A 16,700-nucleotide genomic window follows, 5' to 3' on the forward strand; every position below is an offset into this window, starting at 1 on the left:
TGTTGATGAGCAGCAGGGAAATTCCGGCCTGGCCCGGAATTTCCCTGACAGTGATACCGCTATTTGCTATGACGCGCTTTCAGGCGGCCGATAATGGTTGCCAGATCCAGCTCTTGATCCTGCAACAACACCAGCAGGTGATACATCAAATCTGCGGCTTCGTTAGTCAGCTCTTCGGTATCGTGTACGGTGGCGGCCAATGCCGTCTCCAACCCTTCTTCGCCGACTTTCTGCGCAATACGTTTGGTGCCGCTGGCATACAGTTTTGCGGTATAAGAGCTGGCCGGATCCGCCTGTTTGCGGCTCGCTAACAATTGCTCAAGCTGATGCAAAAACAACCACTCGTGCTGTGCCGGGGCGAAACAGCTGCTGGTGCCTTGGTGGCAGGTTGGACCGATGGGATTCGCCAACACCAGCAGGCTGTCATTGTCACAGTCCGGCGTGATGCTTACCACGTTAAGGAAGTGGCCGGAGGATTCTCCCTTAGTCCACAGTCGCTGTTTGGTGCGCGAATAGAAGGTGACCTTGCCGCTCTGCTCGGTGGTGTCCAGCGCCGCCTGATTCATGTAACCCAGCATCAACACTTCGCCGGATACCGCATGTTGCACAATGGCGGGGATCATCCCGTCGGTTTTTTCCCAGTCGAGTTGGGCTTTCTGTTGTTGGCTTAACACGCTCTGATCTCCACACCTTGTTGCTTAAGGTATTGCTTTAACTCGCCAATATTGATGATTTGCTTATGGAATACGGAAGCGGCCAGCGCACCGTCTACCTGAGCCTGCTCAAAGGCTTGCAAAAAATGTTCAGGCGTACCGGCACCTCCGGAGGCGATCAATGGAACATGGCAGCGTTCACGCACCAATTTTAGCTGTTCCAGATCGTAACCGTTACGCACGCCATCCTGATTCATCATGTTCAGCACAATTTCACCGGCACCGCGCTGTTGCACTTCCTGCACCCAATCCAGCGTTTGCCACTGGGTAACACGGGTGCGGCTTTCATCACCGGTGTACTGATTCACATGATAACGCCCGGTAGCGCTGTCGAACCAGGTATCGATCCCGACCACGATGCATTGTACGCCATAACGATCGGCAAGGCGGGTGATAAGGGTAGGATCGGCCAGCGCCGGAGAGTTAATCGAAATTTTATCGGCACCGAACGAGAGGATTTGTCCGGCATCTTCGACGCTTTTAATGCCTCCGGCCACGCAGAAAGGGATATCAATCACTTCTGCCACGCGGGATACCCAGCTTTTGTCGACCACGCGCCCGTCAGACGACGCGGTGATATCGTAAAACACCAGTTCGTCAGCGCCTTCCTGAGCATAGCGCTGTGCTAACGGAACAATATCGCCGATGATTTCGTGGTTGCGAAACTGCACCCCTTTTACCACCTGACCGTCACGCACGTCGAGACAGGGAATTATCCGTTTTGCCAGCATGTGATAGCCTCCGTTACGTTGAATTTTCCTTCCAGCAGCGCACGGCCTACGATCACGCCTTGCACGCCGCTGCCGCGCAGGTTGGCAATATCTTGCAACCCGCCAATCCCGCCGGAGGCCTGAAAGGCCACCTGAGGATAACGTTGACATACCGCGCGATAGAGTTCGACGTTGGAACCGCTCAGCGTGCCATCACGGGAGATATCGGTACACAGCACGTGCTTGAGGCCGACCGGCAAATACTGCTCAATAACGCTTTCCAGCGTGGCACCCGAGTTTTCTTGCCAACCGCTGACCGCGACCTGTTTTTCGCCCTGCGCATCGATGCGCACATCCAGCGCCAGTACCAGCGCATCTGCGCCGTAACGGCTGAACCATTGCTGCACCAGCTCAGGCTGTTTTACTGCGGTGGAGCCGATCACCACGCGGCTGGCGCCTGCTTCCAGCAACGCAACGACATCCTGCTCGGAACGAATGCCGCCACCGACTTGTACCGGCACGCTGACACCGGCCAGCAGAGTTTTTAACAGCGGAATTTGTCGCGCGGACGGATCTTTCGCGCCGGTCAAATCCACCAGATGCAGCACCTCTGCCCCCTGTTGCTGATAGGCCTGCAAACGGGGGAGGGGATCGCTGCCATACTGGCGTTGCTGACCGTAGTCACCCTGATGAAGACGAACCACCTGTCCGTCGATAAGATCGAGTGCGGGGATAATCATGCTGATTACATCTCCAGAAAGTTTTTCAGCAACTGAGCGCCTGCGGCCCCAGAGCGTTCTGGGTGAAATTGCACGCCGTAGAAGTTGTCCTTCTGTACCGCGGCAGTAAAGGCCTCACCGTACTCTGCTTGTGCGATGGTGTTGGCACATACCGGCATGGCATAGCCGTGCACAAAGTAGAAGTAGGCACCCTCATCAATGCCCTGGAACAGACGGTGTCCGGCCTGCGGCGTGACCTGGTTCCAGCCCATGTGCGGTAGCGGCAGGCCGCGGTCTTGCATTTTTTTTACCGCAGCCGGAATGATATTCAACGTATCAATCCCGCCATTCTCGTCGCTGGCCGAGCCGAGCAGTTGCATGCCGAGGCAGATACCGAGCACCGGCTGGGTGCAGGCTTTGATCAGCGGGATCAGGTCACGGGCGGTAAGCTGGTCCATGGCGGCCTGCGCGGTGCCGACGCCGGGCAGAAACAGTTTGTCGGCGCGTAGCACCACCTCGGGGTCGCGGCTCACCACCGGGTCATAGCCCAGGCGATGCACCGCGTAAGTGACGGAGGCGAGATTGGCGCAACCGGTATCGAGGATCACCACGTTCATCACAGCACCCCTTTCGAGCTGGGCAGGGTATCACCCTCGACACGAATGGCCTGGCGCAGCGTGCGGCCAAACACTTTGAACAGGCTTTCCACACGGTGGTGATCGTTACGGCCTTTGGTTCTCAAGTGCAGGGTGCACCCCATGGCATAGGAGAGCGAGCGGAAGAAGTGCTCGACCATTTCCGTGCTTAAATCGCCCACGCGCTGGTAGTTAAATTCGGCTTTATATTCCAGATGTGGACGCCCGGAAATATCCAGCGCACAACGTGCCAGACACTCATCCATCGGCAGCACAAAGCCAAAACGGCCGATACCGCGCTTGTCGCCCAGCGCCTTGTTAAGCGCTTCGCCCAACGCCAGACCGGTGTCTTCCACCGTGTGGTGATCGTCGATGTAAAGATCGCCTTTCACATCGATGTTCATACGGAAACCACCGTGGGTGGCGATCTGGTCGAGCATGTGGTCGAAGAAACCGACGCCAGTGTGGATCTTGCTGCCACCTTCCTGATCCAGCCACACTTCCACATTAATGGAGGTTTCCCGCGTTACGCGATTGACCAGCGCATGACGGTTACGTTGGGTGAGCTTGTCGGTGATGGTCTGCCAGTCGAGGCCATCACGCTGATAGCGTAATCCGGCGATCCCCATGTTTTGCGCCAGTTGCACGTCCGTTTCGCGATCGCCAATCACGTAACTGTTGGCACTGTCCATCGGGTTCTGTTGCAAAAAGGCATCCACCAGCGCGGTTTTGGGTTTGCGACACGCGCAGTTATCCGCCGGGAGATGCGGACAAATCAGCACCTCGTCAAACTGAATGCCCTGTGAGGTAAGAATCTGCATCATCAACTGGTGCGGCGGATCGAACGTCTCCTGCGGGAAACTGGGCGTACCGAGCCCGTCTTGATTGGTGATCATCACCAGCTTGAAACCGGCTTTCTGCAAGCTCAGCAGGGAAGGGATGACGGCAGGCTCCAGCGCCAGTTTATCCAACCGGTCAACCTGGAAGTCTTGCGGCGGCTCGGCAATCAGCGTGCCGTCGCGGTCAATAAAAAGAAATTTCTGTCCCATGTCTGCTCCTGGTGATTACTCGTTAATGCCGGATAAGGCGCGCAGTGCGGCAACCACCTGCTGGCATTCGCCACGGCTGCCGACAGTGATGCGCAGGCATCCGGAAAGGCTGGGCTGTTTGTTCTGATCGCGTAAAATAATGCCCTGATCCCACAGCGTTTTGAAGACATTACTGGCGGCGGCGAAACGTACCAGAACATAGTTGCTGGCGCTGTCGAACACCTGCTCCACACAAGGCAGAGGCGCTAATGCAGCCATCAGCCAGGCGCGGTTTTCCGCAATCTCGGCGACGCGTTCGCGCATGGTATCGATCCCGGCGTCATCGAGCGCTTGCGCGGCGATATCCGCCACCGGCGTTGAAAGCGGGTAAGGCGCGATGACCTTCAGCAACAGCGCGATCACGGGTTCATTTGCCAACGTAAAACCGCAACGTAACCCTGCCAGCGCAAACGCTTTGGAAAGGGTACGCAGCACCACCAGATGCGGATAGTCAGCCAGCCAGCCTGCGACCGTGGAGTCGGGGTTGAATTCGATATAGGCTTCATCCACTACCACCAGCGCTTTGCCTGCGGCCAGTGCCAACAGCTTACGCAGATCGTCTGCGTTAAGGACGTTACCGGTCGGGTTGTTGGGGCTGCACACGTAAATCAGTTTTACGTTGTTGAGATTGTCTGCAATAGCGGGCAGGTCTAACTGCCAATCTGCGGTGCTGGGCACCGTGCGGCGTTCCACGCCCAGGGTTTCCGCGCTGACGCCATACATACCGTAGGTGGGAGGGCAATAAAGCACGGCATCTTGTCCCGGTTCGCAAAAGGCACGGATCAGCAGTTCGATCCCTTCGTCTGCGCCGCGACTGACCAGCACCTGTTCCGGTTTGACGCCAGCATAGGCAGCATAACGCGCAATCACCACGGGCGGCTGACATTCGGGATAACGGTTCAGCGTCTGAGCGGTGAGCTGAAATTCCGGTGCCTGAAAATATTCGTTGGCATTGAGCCACACATCACCTTTACCGCCCAGACGGCGCGCCGATTGATACGGCGTAAGCGTGCGTACATTGGCACGGGCCAGTTGTTCAATGCTCATTGGGACTCCTTCTCTTTCAGGGCAGCGACGCGCAGTGTGACGGCATTCTTGTGGGCAACCAGTTGCTCCGCCTGTGCCAACACCTCAATGGTGGGAGCCAGGCGCAGAAAACCTTGCGGCGTTAACTGTTGAACGGTCATCCGTTTCTGGAAATCCGCCAGTCCCAGACTGGAGTGAGTGGCGGTATAACCATAGGTTGGCAGCACGTGGTTAGTGCCAGAGGCGTAATCCCCTGCGGATTCCGGTGACCAGTCACCGAGGAACACAGAGCCTGCACTGGTGATTTGTGCAACCAGCGCTTCGGGTTCGCGGGTTTGAATGATCAAGTGCTCCGGGCCGTACTGATTACTGATGTCGATGCATTGCGCCAAATCGCGCGCCACGATGGCTCGGCTGCTGTCCAGTGCCTGACGCGCAATCTCTGCGCGCGGCAACTGGGCTAGCTGCTGCTGTACCGCTTGCGCCACGGCGCGGGCCAGTGCGGCATCCGGCGTGACCAGAATCACCTGGGAGTCCGGACCGTGTTCCGCCTGCGATAACAGATCGGAAGCCACAAACGCCGGGGTGGCACCGCTGTCGGCGATCACCAGCACTTCAGAAGGCCCCGCAGGCATATCGATGGCCGCACCGTCCAGACGCTGACTGACCTGACGCTTGGCTTCGGTCACATACGCATTGCCCGGGCCAAAAATCTTGGCAACGCGGGGGACGCTCTCGGTGCCGAATGCCATGGCGGCGATAGCTTGTGCACCGCCCAATTGAAACACTTCCTGCACGCCACACAGTTGGGCGGCATACAGAATTTCATCGGCAATCGGCGGTGGCGAACAGAGAATCACACGGCGGCACTCGGCGATGCGCGCTGGCGTTGCCAGCATCAGCACCGTAGAGAACAGCGGTGCGGAACCACCGGGAATATACAGGCCCACGCTGTCGATAGGGCGTGTTACCTGCTGGCAGCGCACGCCCGGCTGCGTTTCCACATCAACGGGCGGCAAACGCTGTGCGTTGTGGAAGGTCTCGATATTGCCGACGGCGACTGCCATCGCCTGTTTGATGTCGTTGCCCAGTCGCGCGGCAGCGGCAGAAATTTGCTCCGGCGTAACGCGAATCGCCTCTACGTCAACCTTGTCAAATTGGGCACTGAAAGCGCGCAGTGCGCTGTCGCCTTCGGCTTTTACCCGATCGAGAATCTCGTTCACGCTGCGGGTGATGCGGTCGGAAGCCGAAATGGCCGGACGGGTCAGTAACTGCTGGCGCTCTGGTTCGGCGCACTGTTCCCACTCAATAAGCGTATCGAAATTGCGGCTGGTCATGGCGGTTACTCCATCATCTTCTCGATAGGCAGCACCAGAATGGAACTGGCACCCAGGGTCTTGAGTCGTTCCATGGTTTCCCAGAACAGGGTTTCGCTACTGACCATATGCATGGCAACGCGGCTTTGATCGCCCGCCAGCGGCAGGATAGTCGGGCGCTCTGCGCCGGGCAGCAAGGCAATCACTTCATCAAGACGTTCACTGGGGGCGTGCAGCATGATGTATTTCGATTCGCGCGCCTGAATGACGCCTTGCATACGGGTCAGCAGCTTGTCAATCAACTGCTGTTTCTCAGCGGGCATCTCGCCGTCACGTTGAATCAGGCAGGCCTTGGAGCGGTAGATAACGTCCACTTCGCGCAGACCGTTTGCTTCCAGCGTGGCACCGGTAGACACCAGATCGCAAATGGCATCGGCCAACCCGGCGCGCGGCGCGACTTCCACTGAACCGTTTAACAGGCAGGATTTAAAATTGATCCCTTGTTTATCGAAGTATTTTTTCAGCAGGTGTGGGTAAGAGGTGGCGATACGTTTGCTATCAAGGCACTGAGGGCCGGTGTATTCTTCATCCAGCGGCATGGCCAGTGACAGACGGCACGCGCCAAAATCGAGGCGACGCAGCATAAAATAACGTGGGTCTTCCCCTTGCGCCCGGCGGTTGAGCAACTCTTCTTCCAGCACGTTTTCGCCAATGATGCCCAGATCGACCACGCCGTCCATCACCAGACCGGGGATATCGTCATCGCGCACCCGCAGGATATCGATAGGCATATTTTCTGCAAACGCGATCAAACGCTGCTGCTGCAAGTTAATTTTAATACCGCAACGCGCCAGCAATTCCCGGGAGTCATCGCTCAGTCTGCCTGATTTTTGCATTGCAATGCGTAAACGTGTTTTATCCAGCATGGAAACCTCTTTTACCTGTCAAAATGGATGCGCTGCTGACCACCACTTTTGTTTATCATCGGGCCATAAAAAAACCCTCGGAAGATGATCTTCCGAGGGCTCTCTTTAGGTTCTGCGCCACTGGAAGATCCGAATGTCTTCCAGCACCAACTGCCTGAAAGACTAATCAGGATGATGGTGATGATGGTGGTTTGACAGAACGCGTAACATAAAAAATTCTCTTAAATAAAGGGCACTAATTGCATTGCCAATAAACCTAAACCATCTCACTGTCGTTGTGCAACCTTTTTTTGTTGCGCGCGCTTTCGCTCCGTTTATTTCTGGAAAATGCACAAGCGGATTTTGTAACTGTAATGATAAATAGTCACATTATCGTCGGTGGGTTATGGATTAAATAGGATAATCTGCCAGCGAAGGGCGCGGGTTAGAACGAAGCTAGGGTTTTACGTAACGTTGCATTTTTTGGGGTCGCGCGGTGGGCAGATGAAGCGAAAAAGGCGTCTTGTCGGATACGGGGCGGCGATTCGAGAGTAGAATAGAAAGTAACCTCAGACAGCCGGGAGTGATGTCGATGAAAAAGGTGTCAATCGTAGGATTAGGGTGGCTAGGCATGCCGTTAGCGTTGGCGCTCAATGCGCGTGGCTACCGGGTAACGGGGACGAAAACCACGGCTGACGGTGTGGAAGCGGCGCGCATGAGTGGGATTGCCTGCTATGCGCTGCATTTAACGCCGGAACTGGTGTGTGATACCGACGATCTCGACAGCGTACTGAATGTCGATGCTTTAGTGATCACGCTCCCCGCCAGCCGAACGGCGCAGGGAGGGGAGAACTATCTGCTGGCCGTGCAACAATTGGTGAACAGCGCGCTGGCGCACGGCGTTCCGCGCATCTTGTTCACCAGTTCGACCTCGGTGTATGGCAAAGGCGCAGGAACGATGCGTGAGTCCTCTGCGTTGCATCCAGAGACGTCAGCAGGATATGTGTTGGTACAGTTAGAGCAATGGTTGCATGCCTTGCCCAATACCTCGGTGGATATTCTACGACTGGCCGGACTGGTGGGACCCAATCGACATCCTGGGCGATTTTTATCAGGAAAAACCGATCTTCCCGATGGGGACGTCGGCGTCAATCTGGTGCATCGCGATGACGTGATTGCCGCGATTGAATTGCTGTTACAACTGCCCGCAGGCGGTCATCGCTATAATCTCTGTGCACCACAGCACCCCACTAAGCGTGCGTTTTACACTGAGCAGGCGCATCGTCTCGGCGTTGTGGCACCACATTTCAACGCCGAGAGTGAGCCGGGCGGGCGAATCATTGACGGGCAGCGTATCTGTCGTGAGCTGGGCTTTGAGTACCAATACCCCGATCCCATGACCATGCCCTGGTAAGTGATCCTGATTGCCGCAGTGTTTGCCTGCGGCAATCAAGTCAGCGTCAAAAGTGCGTCCAATCCTGCTCATGGCCCGCAACCGGCGCTTTTGCTGGTAGAGCCTGGGTTGCCGGACGCGCCAGCCGCGACGGTGGTGTCGTTTCCGAATCGCCAAGCCGGAAGGTTGCCATCAGTTGGGTTAACACGATCGCTTGTTCTTCCAGCGTGTTAGCGCTGGAGGAAGAGGCGCTAACCAGTGTGGCATTTTGCTGTGTGGTGCTGTCCAGTTCGGTAATGGCGCGTGAGATTTGCTCAATGCCTCGGCTCTGCTCCTCCGAGGCTGACGAAATCTCTTCCATAATATCGTTTACCCGAGCGACCGAGTTGACGATGCTTTCCATGGATTGCCCGGCCTCAGCCACCAGTTTACTGCCCACGCCGGTGCGCTCCACGGATTCGTTGATTAACGCGGCAATGTCCTTGGCTGCCTGAGAGCTGCGCTGCGACAGGGCGCGCACTTCACCCGCTACCACGGCAAAACCGCGCCCTTGCTCACCGGCGCGTGCCGCTTCGACAGCCGCGTTAAGCGCCAGAATATTGGTCTGGAACGCGATGCCGTTAATCACCGTGGTGATATCGGCAATCCTCCTGGCACTGGCAGCAATATCATCCATGGTAGTAACGACGTTACGCACCACCTCTCCGCCTTTCTGTGCATTTTGCGCGGCTTCGGACGCTATTTGGCTGGCATGCCGCGCGTTATCGGTGTTGTTTTTGACCGTCGAGGTCAGTTGTTCCATGCTGGCGGCGGTTTCGACCACGGCGGCCGATTGTTGTTCGGTACGCGAGGCCAGATCGCTATTGCCTGCGGCAATCTCTGCCGCAGAGGATGACACCCGTCCAACGCTGTCGCGCACCTCGGCAATGACGTGGTGTAACCGGTTGTTCATTTGCGCCATGGCTGCCGTGAGTCTGCCCAGCTCATCATTGCTGTCGGACTGGATGGTGGCGGTCAAATCACCGCTGGCGATCCGTTCCGCCAGCGCCAGGTTGCGTTGCACCGGGCGTGAAATCTGGCGCACGATATAAACGGTGATCAACATACCGATCAACACCGCAATGGCACCTATCACCAGCGTGATAGTGGCAGAGCCGTAGGCCAGTCGGTCGTTTTGGTCTTTTATCGAGGCAATCAGCGATTTAATCACCGCGCTGCTTTTGTCTCCCCCCACTTTTACCGCGTTTTCTGTTTTCTTCAACGTGGCCATTGCGCTGTGATGCTCCTGATGCAGCGCGACGTAGCGTTGCGTATAACGCCACAGCTCATCAAGCAGTCCCTGTGTCTCTGCGGGAAGCGTCGGCAGCACCGCCTGATAGGCCTGCTGTGCGGTTTGATAACGGGCATCCAGTGCCTTTGCCGCGTCGTCGGTGTCGCTTTGATACAGCACACTGGCTACCTGCTTGAGCGCCGCGCTCAGGTAGGCAATATCATCCGCCCGTTGATACTCCGACAGCCCCAAAGGCTGCGCGGCAATGCCGTCGCGAAAACGCTGAATGGCGTCCTGCCCGTTTAGCTCGGTGATCTGTTTTTTTAACGCCACGGTATTCTGAGAGGCCTGGGACATCTCTTTGATGGCCTGTTGGAAATCGGCCAGGATACGGTCCAACGTTTGCAGGTCATTCTGCTCTTCAGGGCGCCAGGGCAGCGAATGCGCACTTTGCGTGAGCTCGGCGGCATGTTTGATGAAATTGCTCAGTACGTTCTGGGTGGCATCATCTGGCGTATAGAAATACTTAAGTCGATTGATTTTTGCCTGAAAGACTTCAATGTTGATGTTGTAAATCAGATTGGTTTTTTCATAGATGACGCGAATGTCATGAAAGCGCATGGCGCTCAGCGAAGAAGCCAACACCACTAACAGCAATACCACGCCGAAGCCTAAATAGAGCTTGTGCGAAATTTTAATGTTTTTCACTGCGTTGTTGAATAACCCCATGGAGATGCCCCTTGCGTGACGCTGTTGATTGGCCAATGCCGCAGGCCTTTTATTGTCATTTTTTATGTTATCGGTGGCGGTGGGGCACGAATTTAGCGTGTCGCCTGAGCAGGTGATGAATCTGTGATAAGGATTGATATTTCCAGCGGGGTGCCCATAGGTTGCTGGGCAAATGCACAGTTATCAACGTACTGACACAGTGAAGGCGGATAGCCGTACTTTACCATCGACAGCATCTTCCGTTGGCAGGGGTAGTGTATTCTCGATGAACGCATTGATAAGCCGGTGACAATAATCGCGGCACACTACTGTAATCGTTAATAAAATAAAGCGTAATTTGTCGCTATTTATATCTGCGTTTTTTGATAGAAAATAACCAGAATTAATATAGTGTTTACGTGTCGCGCAGGGCCACTAATTTTTATTTCCCTCTCATATTGCCAAAGAAGATCTGGAAACACTGAGCGGCGATTATTCGATCGTCGACAGGCTATTATCCGTCACGTTCCACTGCATTCCCGAAGAGATGTCAACGCATTCTATTTTTGTAGATAGCAATAATACCATGGCGGTGAACATGAAAGATGATATGAGTGATGTCAGGCGGGTTGATAAGGCGCACCGACCCGATTTACTTAAAAATAAAGGGCAGCGTATCTGGCACGATTATAAGGTGGGTGTGATCCCGCTACCGCTGTTTATTCTGGCGGGAGGATTGGTGGTACTGAACTGCGTCAACGATACCTTATCAAGTGATATTGTGGTGATGGTCGTGACCCTGGCTTTTTTCGGTTTTGCCTGTGGCGAATTGGGTCGTCGTTTACCGCTGGTGGGTAAAATGGGGGCCGCGGCCATTTGCGCCACCTTTATTCCCTCTGCCTTGGTCTATTACGGGCTGTTACCCCAGGCGGTGGTGGCATCAGTCAGCACCTTTTATCACGACAGCAATATTCTGTACCTCTACATTTGCTGCATTATCGTGGGCAGTACGCTTAGCATGAACCGCACTACCTTGATTCAGGGATTCTTACGCATCTTTATTCCGATGCTGTGCGGTGAGGTGGTCGGCATGTTGACGGGGATGGCGGTGGGCCTCGCACTGGGAATGGATCCGTTCCATCTGTTTTTCTTTTTGGTGTTACCCATTATGGCGGGGGGCATTGGTGAAGGGGCGATTCCGCTTTCGATGGGTTACGCGCTACTGCTGAATCAGGATCAGGCCGATGCGCTGGGTCATATGTTGCCGATCGTGATGTTGGGAAGCCTGACCGCCATTATTTTGGCGGGAATATTGAATCAACTCGGCAAACGCTTTCCACATCTGACCGGAGAGGGGGCGTTGATGCCTGACAGCTTGAGCCTCAGCAACAGCGCGCCCGACTTGTCTGCGCCGCCCAGCGCAAAGCCTGAATTAGCGTCTATCGCGGCGGGGGCGCTACTCGCCATGCTGCTCTACATGGTGGGGGTAGAAATATACCGTGTCTGCGGGTTGCCCGCCCCGGTTGGCATGCTGTTTCTGGCGATCGCGCTCAAGCTGATAAACGGGATTTCACCGTCGCTGCTGGCGGGCTCGCAGGTGGTGTATAAATTCTTTCAGACGGCGGTAACCTATCCCATTTTGTTTGCGGTCGGGGTGGCGATGACATCCTGGCAGGCGCTGGAAGAAGCATTGACGTTGGCGAACCTGTTGGTGATTGTTTCCACCGTGCTGTCATTGGTGATTACTGGCTTTCTGGTGGGCAAAAAGATCGGCATGCATCCTATTGACGTTGCGATTATCTCTTGTTGTCAGAGTGGGCAGGGAGGTACGGGAGATGTCGCCATTTTAAGTGCCGGAGAGCGGATGGCATTAATGCCGTTTGCGCAAGTCGCTACCCGCGTTGGCGGCGCATTGAGCGTGTCACTGGCGCTTCTGGCGCTGAACACGGTGCTGGCCTGAATGCCTGATGCGTATTGGCTTGACGCCATGCCTCTCCACACCGTAACGTTAAGGGGCTCAGCATCATTTCCTGCACGCCATGTAATGATAGTTTCGCAACCGCTGAGCTAAAGTTTACTAATCCGCTGCCGATACCCATGTGATGTTTTTTTCATGCGATTGGCTGCCGATGTGCATAGACCATTCATTTCATGATGGGGATAGGTGTGGTGGAACAGAATTCCAAAGAACAGTTTGTCAAGCGCAATAAACTGGCTATCTGCGCGACGTTACGCGACTTGCAAAAAAATGATATCACTGTGATGGTTAACCATGCGCGCGGGCAATTTATCAGTAAGATTCTGGATGTATTTCCAGACGATAACCTCTTTGTTTTCGACCTTGGTGGCGTTGAAACCGAAAACAGTCGCGCGTTATATGCAGGCGATCTTGCTTTCGTGGCTGAACCGGCAGGCGCTAAAGTAGAATTCAAGTCCAGTATTGCTCGCACTGTTGATTTTCAAGGCTTACCAGCGTTCACGGCCCAGGTTCCACCCGAGCTGTTCTATATACAGCGCAGAAACTATTTTCGCATTACTACCCCCGTGTGGCCACCGCTGCTGTGCCGCGGTGAGTTAGTGGATAAGACGCCGTTTCAGTTTGAAATTAAAGATATTTCCCTCGGTGGTTTAGGGCTGTATACCGAACGGGACATGAGCGACGTGATTTCGCCGGGCGACATTCTGGAAAATGTCGAGATGGACCTGGATGAATACGGCTTCTTCTGCGTCGATATGCAACTGGTGGGTCAGGCTGACAGCAAAGTCGTTGACAGCAAAGGCGAAGTGAAAGTGATGAAGCGGCTGAGCTTTAAATTCCCGGCGCTTTCGGCTTCTCAAGAGCGCGATTTGCAGCAGGTGATCTACGAATTGGAACGCTTACAAATCCAAAAAAGAAAGCGTTTTCAGGATTGATTGCTGGCGCTACCGCGCAGAATAATATTTTTTTACATTTAGCTCGGCGAGAATCCCACTAAATGTCATTAAGAATAACACTATAGCTTGTCAGAATACCCCAATTAGGGCATTATACGCGCCCTGTAAATAGCCGACGCTTCACTAGCGTCGGTTATTTTTTTGCATCAAACCATGACGCAACATCTGTGTTTTCAACCAAGAGGCCGGACATCGATCCGGATAGATAATCAGTATTCTGTGTGCCAAACGGCCACGATGAGGAAAGGAAAATGGGGCAATTTCTCAATAGGGCACCGGCGTTTGTCGGTCCAACGTTGTCTGTTGTGGGAATAGGAGAGGCTTATCATGTCTGTTAACAGTGCCGCTCCGGCTTCGCAACGTGCTCAGTTAAGAAAAACCCTGACGCTGTGGCAGGTGGTCATGATGGGGCTGGCGTACATGCAGCCAATGACCATTTATGATACTTTCGGCATCGTGACCAATTTGACGGATGGCCATGTCGCCACCGCCTATGGCTTCGCGCTGATTGGTATCCTGTTTACTGCTGTCAGCTACGGCAAACTGGTGCGCCGTTTTCCTTCCGCAGGCTCAGCCTACACTTACGCGCAAAAGGCGATCAGCCCGCACGTCGGCTTTATGGTTGGCTGGTCTTCGTTGCTCGATTATCTGTTTATGCCGATGATTAACATCCTGCTGGCGAGAACCTATCTGGAAGCGATTTTCCCAGGGGTACCGGCCTGGATTTTCGTGGCAGGACTGGTCGCCCTGATGACGATGTTCAACCTGCGCGGCATTAACATTGTTGCCAACCTTAACTCGATTATCGTGGTGGTGCAGGTAGCGATCATGGCGGTTTTCCTGGGCCTGCTGATTCACGGGGTGTCACAAGGTGAAGGCGCGGGTACGTTGGTCAGCACGCGACCGTTCTGGTCCGAGAATGCGCATGTCGTACCGATGATTACCGGCGCGACCATACTGTGTTTCTCTTTCCTGGGTTTTGACGGTATCAGCTCATTGTCAGAAGAGACCCCGGATGCCGGACGTGTGATCCCGAAAGCGATATTCCTGACCGCACTGATTGGCGGCGTGATCTTTATCGTGGTGTCATACTTCCTGCAACTCTATTTCCCTGACGTTGCCCGGTTCAATTCGCCAGAATCTTCTCAGCCGGAAATTATGCTGTACGTGGCGGGGAAATTCTTCCAGTCGATTATTCTGGTGTTCTCCTGCGTTACCGTACTGGCTTCCGGGATGGCTGCGCATGCCGGGGTTTCCCGCCTGATGTATGTCATGGGGCGTGACGGTGTGTTCCCAGAACGCTTCTTTGGTTATATTCACCCGCAGTGGCGCACGCCGTCGCTGAACGTACTGCTGGTCGGCGTGGTGGCACTCTCTGCGGTCTCTTTCGATCTGGAAGTGGCAACGGCGTTAATTAACTTTGGGGCGCTGGTGGCATTTACCTTTGTCAACCTGTCGGTGATTTCGCAGTTCTATCTGCGTGAAGGCCGTAACCGCACGCTGAAAGACACCTTCCACTATCTGGTGTTGCCGCTGTTAGGCGCATTGGCGGTGGGGGCGCTGTGGCTCAATCTGGAGAAAAGCTCCATGACGTTGGGGCTGATTTGGGCGTCTATTGGCCTGATCTACCTGGCGTTTGTGACTCGCACTTTTCGTGAGCCGGTACCGCAGTGCAGCGAAGAACTGCTGTAATGATGTAGTCGATAACCGCACGTTTCGATCTTGGGCCGGTTCACGATGTGAACCGGCTTTTTTATGCCTTAGCGCCGTAAAAATCAGCCGACCAACGTCTGCGTATAGACAAACAGGGCTTTCAGCAATTCAGTTTTGCGCTTGTCGTCTTCATGCTGGGCATAGAGGTCGTTCAAGTGTGAGACATAATCCTGAAGGCGCTCAGGCGTGAATACCGCTTTACGGTGCTGTAACCAACGCTGTTGCTCGCTGTCATCCAACGTACCGGGAAAATTTCTGGCGCGATAACGGAATAATAACTGCGCGATGCGATTGTCATTGAATGACAGATCCAGCGCGGGCAGGTTCTTTGCCGCTGTCTGCTGAATAATGTTCATGGCAGCCCGGTCGGCATCGCCAAAAAAGCCATCATATAACCGCATATCCACGTCACCGTCCGGCGTGAAGGGCGGCGCATCGGCATAGAGCGCAACCACTTTTTCGCGAAGATCGCTGCGTTGGCGTAACAGCGCCAGATTATCGAGACAGCGCTGGCGATCGATACCCAGTCGCGCAGCATCTTCTGGGCGCAGCGTGTTGGCGGGGGCCAGCACTGGGCATTTATTGATATGCACCAGTTTGATGGGGGCCGGGCTTTGCTCTGGAGTCAGACGATCACGCGGGGTATAGAGCCGTTCACGTAGCCCATCAGCATCCAGCTCAAGCAGCGGGGTGATATCACCGGCCAGATCGCACAGGATCACCGCATTGCGATTTTCCGGGTGCCAGGCCAGCGGTACCACCCAACTGGTATTGCCGCGCGCCGCGCCAAACATCCCACTGACGTGCACCAGCGGTTTCATTTGGGGGATATCGATAAGCTGACTGACCTTGTTTTTATTGCGCAGCGCAAACAGATACTGGAACAGTTTCGGCTGGGCTTGCTTGAACAACTTTGCCATGGCAATGGTGGCATACACATCGGACATGGCATCGTGGGCGTGTTCGTGCGCTACGCCATTGGCCTGTGTCAGGTGCTCCAGGCGAAAACTGGGCAAGCCATCATCATTTTGCGGCCACACAATGCCGTCCGGGCGCAAGGCATAGCAGGCGCGCAGCGCATCCAGCAAATCCCAGCGTGAATTCCCGTGCTGCCAACAGTAGGCGTACGGATCGTAGAAGTTGCGGTAAAAAATGTTGCGGCTCACCTCATCGTCGAAGCGAATATTGTTGTAACCCATGATGCAGGTGTTCGGCACGCTGAAGGCAGCATGAATCTGGCTCGCAAATTCCGCCTCGCAAACCCCTTTGGCCTGCGCGATTTGCGGCGTAATGCCGGTGATGAGCACCGCTTCCGGTTCGGGCAGGTAGTCATCCGTGGGCTGGCAGTAAATGACCAGAGGCTCACCAATGATATTGAAGTCCATATCGGTACGCACACCGGCAAACTGCGCCGGGCGATCGCGGGCAGGATGTTTGCCGAAGGTTTCATAGTCATGGATAAAGTACGTTGGCTGTATTGATGTGTCGCTCATTGTCTTATTAATCGCTCTCATGCGTTATTTTGTCTATTACAACCAGTGTGTTATGTAAAAAATCCGTCTTTGTTTGT

14 protein-coding genes and 1 other annotated feature are annotated in these 16,700 nt (G+C 54.8%); of the genes, 4 read left to right on the plus strand and 10 right to left on the minus strand.

Annotated features, from left to right (window positions below; all coding sequences use genetic code 11):
* Positions 1-59 precede the first annotated feature (59 nt).
* From hisIE to hisG, 8 genes are read right to left on the minus strand one after another with little or no spacing between them, the layout of a single operon-like run.
* Positions 60-674, minus strand: coding sequence for a bifunctional phosphoribosyl-AMP cyclohydrolase/phosphoribosyl-ATP diphosphatase HisIE (hisIE, locus tag J5067_RS02720; RefSeq protein WP_264642244.1), 615 nt, complete (start codon positions 672-674; stop codon positions 60-62).
* Positions 668-1,444, minus strand: coding sequence for an imidazole glycerol phosphate synthase subunit HisF (gene hisF / locus J5067_RS02725; RefSeq protein WP_264650375.1), 777 nt, complete (start codon positions 1,442-1,444; stop codon positions 668-670). The genes hisIE and hisF overlap by 7 nt, the downstream gene beginning before the upstream one ends.
* Positions 1,426-2,163 carry a 1-(5-phosphoribosyl)-5-[(5-phosphoribosylamino)methylideneamino]imidazole-4-carboxamide isomerase gene (gene hisA, locus J5067_RS02730; RefSeq protein WP_264650376.1) on the minus strand — a complete coding sequence of 246 codons (738 nt, stop codon included), beginning with the start codon at positions 2,161-2,163 and terminating at the stop codon, positions 1,426-1,428. The genes hisF and hisA overlap by 19 nt, the downstream gene beginning before the upstream one ends.
* Before the next feature lie 5 nt (positions 2,164-2,168).
* Positions 2,169-2,759 (minus strand): imidazole glycerol phosphate synthase subunit HisH, encoded by a 591-nt coding sequence (gene hisH / locus J5067_RS02735; protein ID WP_264650377.1) that lies wholly within the window; start codon positions 2,757-2,759, stop codon positions 2,169-2,171.
* Positions 2,759-3,826, minus strand: a complete 1,068-nt coding sequence (gene hisB / locus J5067_RS02740) for a bifunctional histidinol-phosphatase/imidazoleglycerol-phosphate dehydratase HisB (protein ID WP_264650378.1) — start codon at positions 3,824-3,826, stop codon at positions 2,759-2,761. Before hisB ends, hisH begins: the two co-directional genes overlap by 1 nt.
* 15 nt (positions 3,827-3,841) lie before the next feature.
* Complete coding sequence (gene hisC / locus J5067_RS02745) at positions 3,842-4,912, minus strand: histidinol-phosphate transaminase (RefSeq protein ID WP_264650379.1); 1,071 nt, start codon at positions 4,910-4,912, stop codon at positions 3,842-3,844.
* Positions 4,909-6,228 carry a histidinol dehydrogenase gene (gene hisD / locus J5067_RS02750; protein ID WP_264650380.1) on the minus strand — a complete coding sequence of 440 codons (1,320 nt, stop codon included), beginning with the start codon at positions 6,226-6,228 and terminating at the stop codon, positions 4,909-4,911. The genes hisC and hisD overlap by 4 nt, the downstream gene beginning before the upstream one ends.
* Before the next feature lie 5 nt (positions 6,229-6,233).
* Positions 6,234-7,133, minus strand: a complete 900-nt coding sequence (gene hisG, locus J5067_RS02755) for an ATP phosphoribosyltransferase (protein WP_264642251.1) — start codon at positions 7,131-7,133, stop codon at positions 6,234-6,236.
* Between the two features lie 65 nt (positions 7,134-7,198).
* Positions 7,199-7,320 (minus strand) — a sequence feature (His leader region).
* 384 nt (positions 7,321-7,704) lie between these two features.
* Between hisG and J5067_RS02760 the strand changes: the two genes are divergently transcribed.
* Entirely contained in the window at positions 7,705-8,526 is an 822-nt protein-coding gene (locus tag J5067_RS02760; RefSeq protein WP_264650381.1) for an SDR family oxidoreductase, read from the plus strand.
* Between the two features lie 46 nt (positions 8,527-8,572).
* Here J5067_RS02760 and J5067_RS02765 read toward each other — a convergent pair whose 3' ends face one another.
* On the minus strand, positions 8,573-10,504 hold the full coding sequence (locus J5067_RS02765; RefSeq protein ID WP_264650382.1) for a methyl-accepting chemotaxis protein: 1,932 nt from the start codon (positions 10,502-10,504) through the stop codon (positions 8,573-8,575).
* A 577-nt stretch (positions 10,505-11,081) separates the two neighbouring features.
* Between J5067_RS02765 and J5067_RS02770 the strand changes: the two genes are divergently transcribed.
* The 3 genes from J5067_RS02770 (at position 11,082) to J5067_RS02780 (ending at position 15,109) form a co-directional block, all read left to right on the plus strand.
* On the plus strand, positions 11,082-12,443 hold the full coding sequence (locus J5067_RS02770; protein WP_264650383.1) for a 2-hydroxycarboxylate transporter family protein: 1,362 nt from the start codon (positions 11,082-11,084) through the stop codon (positions 12,441-12,443).
* 200 nt (positions 12,444-12,643) lie between these two features.
* Entirely contained in the window at positions 12,644-13,396 is a 753-nt protein-coding gene (locus J5067_RS02775; protein ID WP_319801669.1) for a flagellar regulator YcgR PilZN domain-containing protein, read from the plus strand.
* 348 nt (positions 13,397-13,744) lie between these two features.
* Positions 13,745-15,109, plus strand: coding sequence for an APC family permease (locus J5067_RS02780; protein WP_264642256.1), 1,365 nt, complete (start codon positions 13,745-13,747; stop codon positions 15,107-15,109).
* An 83-nt stretch (positions 15,110-15,192) separates the two neighbouring features.
* Here J5067_RS02780 and sbcB read toward each other — a convergent pair whose 3' ends face one another.
* A complete protein-coding gene (gene sbcB / locus J5067_RS02785; protein ID WP_264642257.1) occupies positions 15,193-16,623 on the minus strand; it encodes an exodeoxyribonuclease I in 1,431 nt (476 codons plus the stop codon).
* Positions 16,624-16,700 lie beyond the last annotated feature (77 nt).

It is taken from the genome of Candidatus Symbiopectobacterium sp. NZEC151 (assembly GCF_025962655.1).
In the GTDB taxonomy this organism is placed as follows: Bacteria; Pseudomonadota; Gammaproteobacteria; order Enterobacterales; family Enterobacteriaceae; genus Symbiopectobacterium.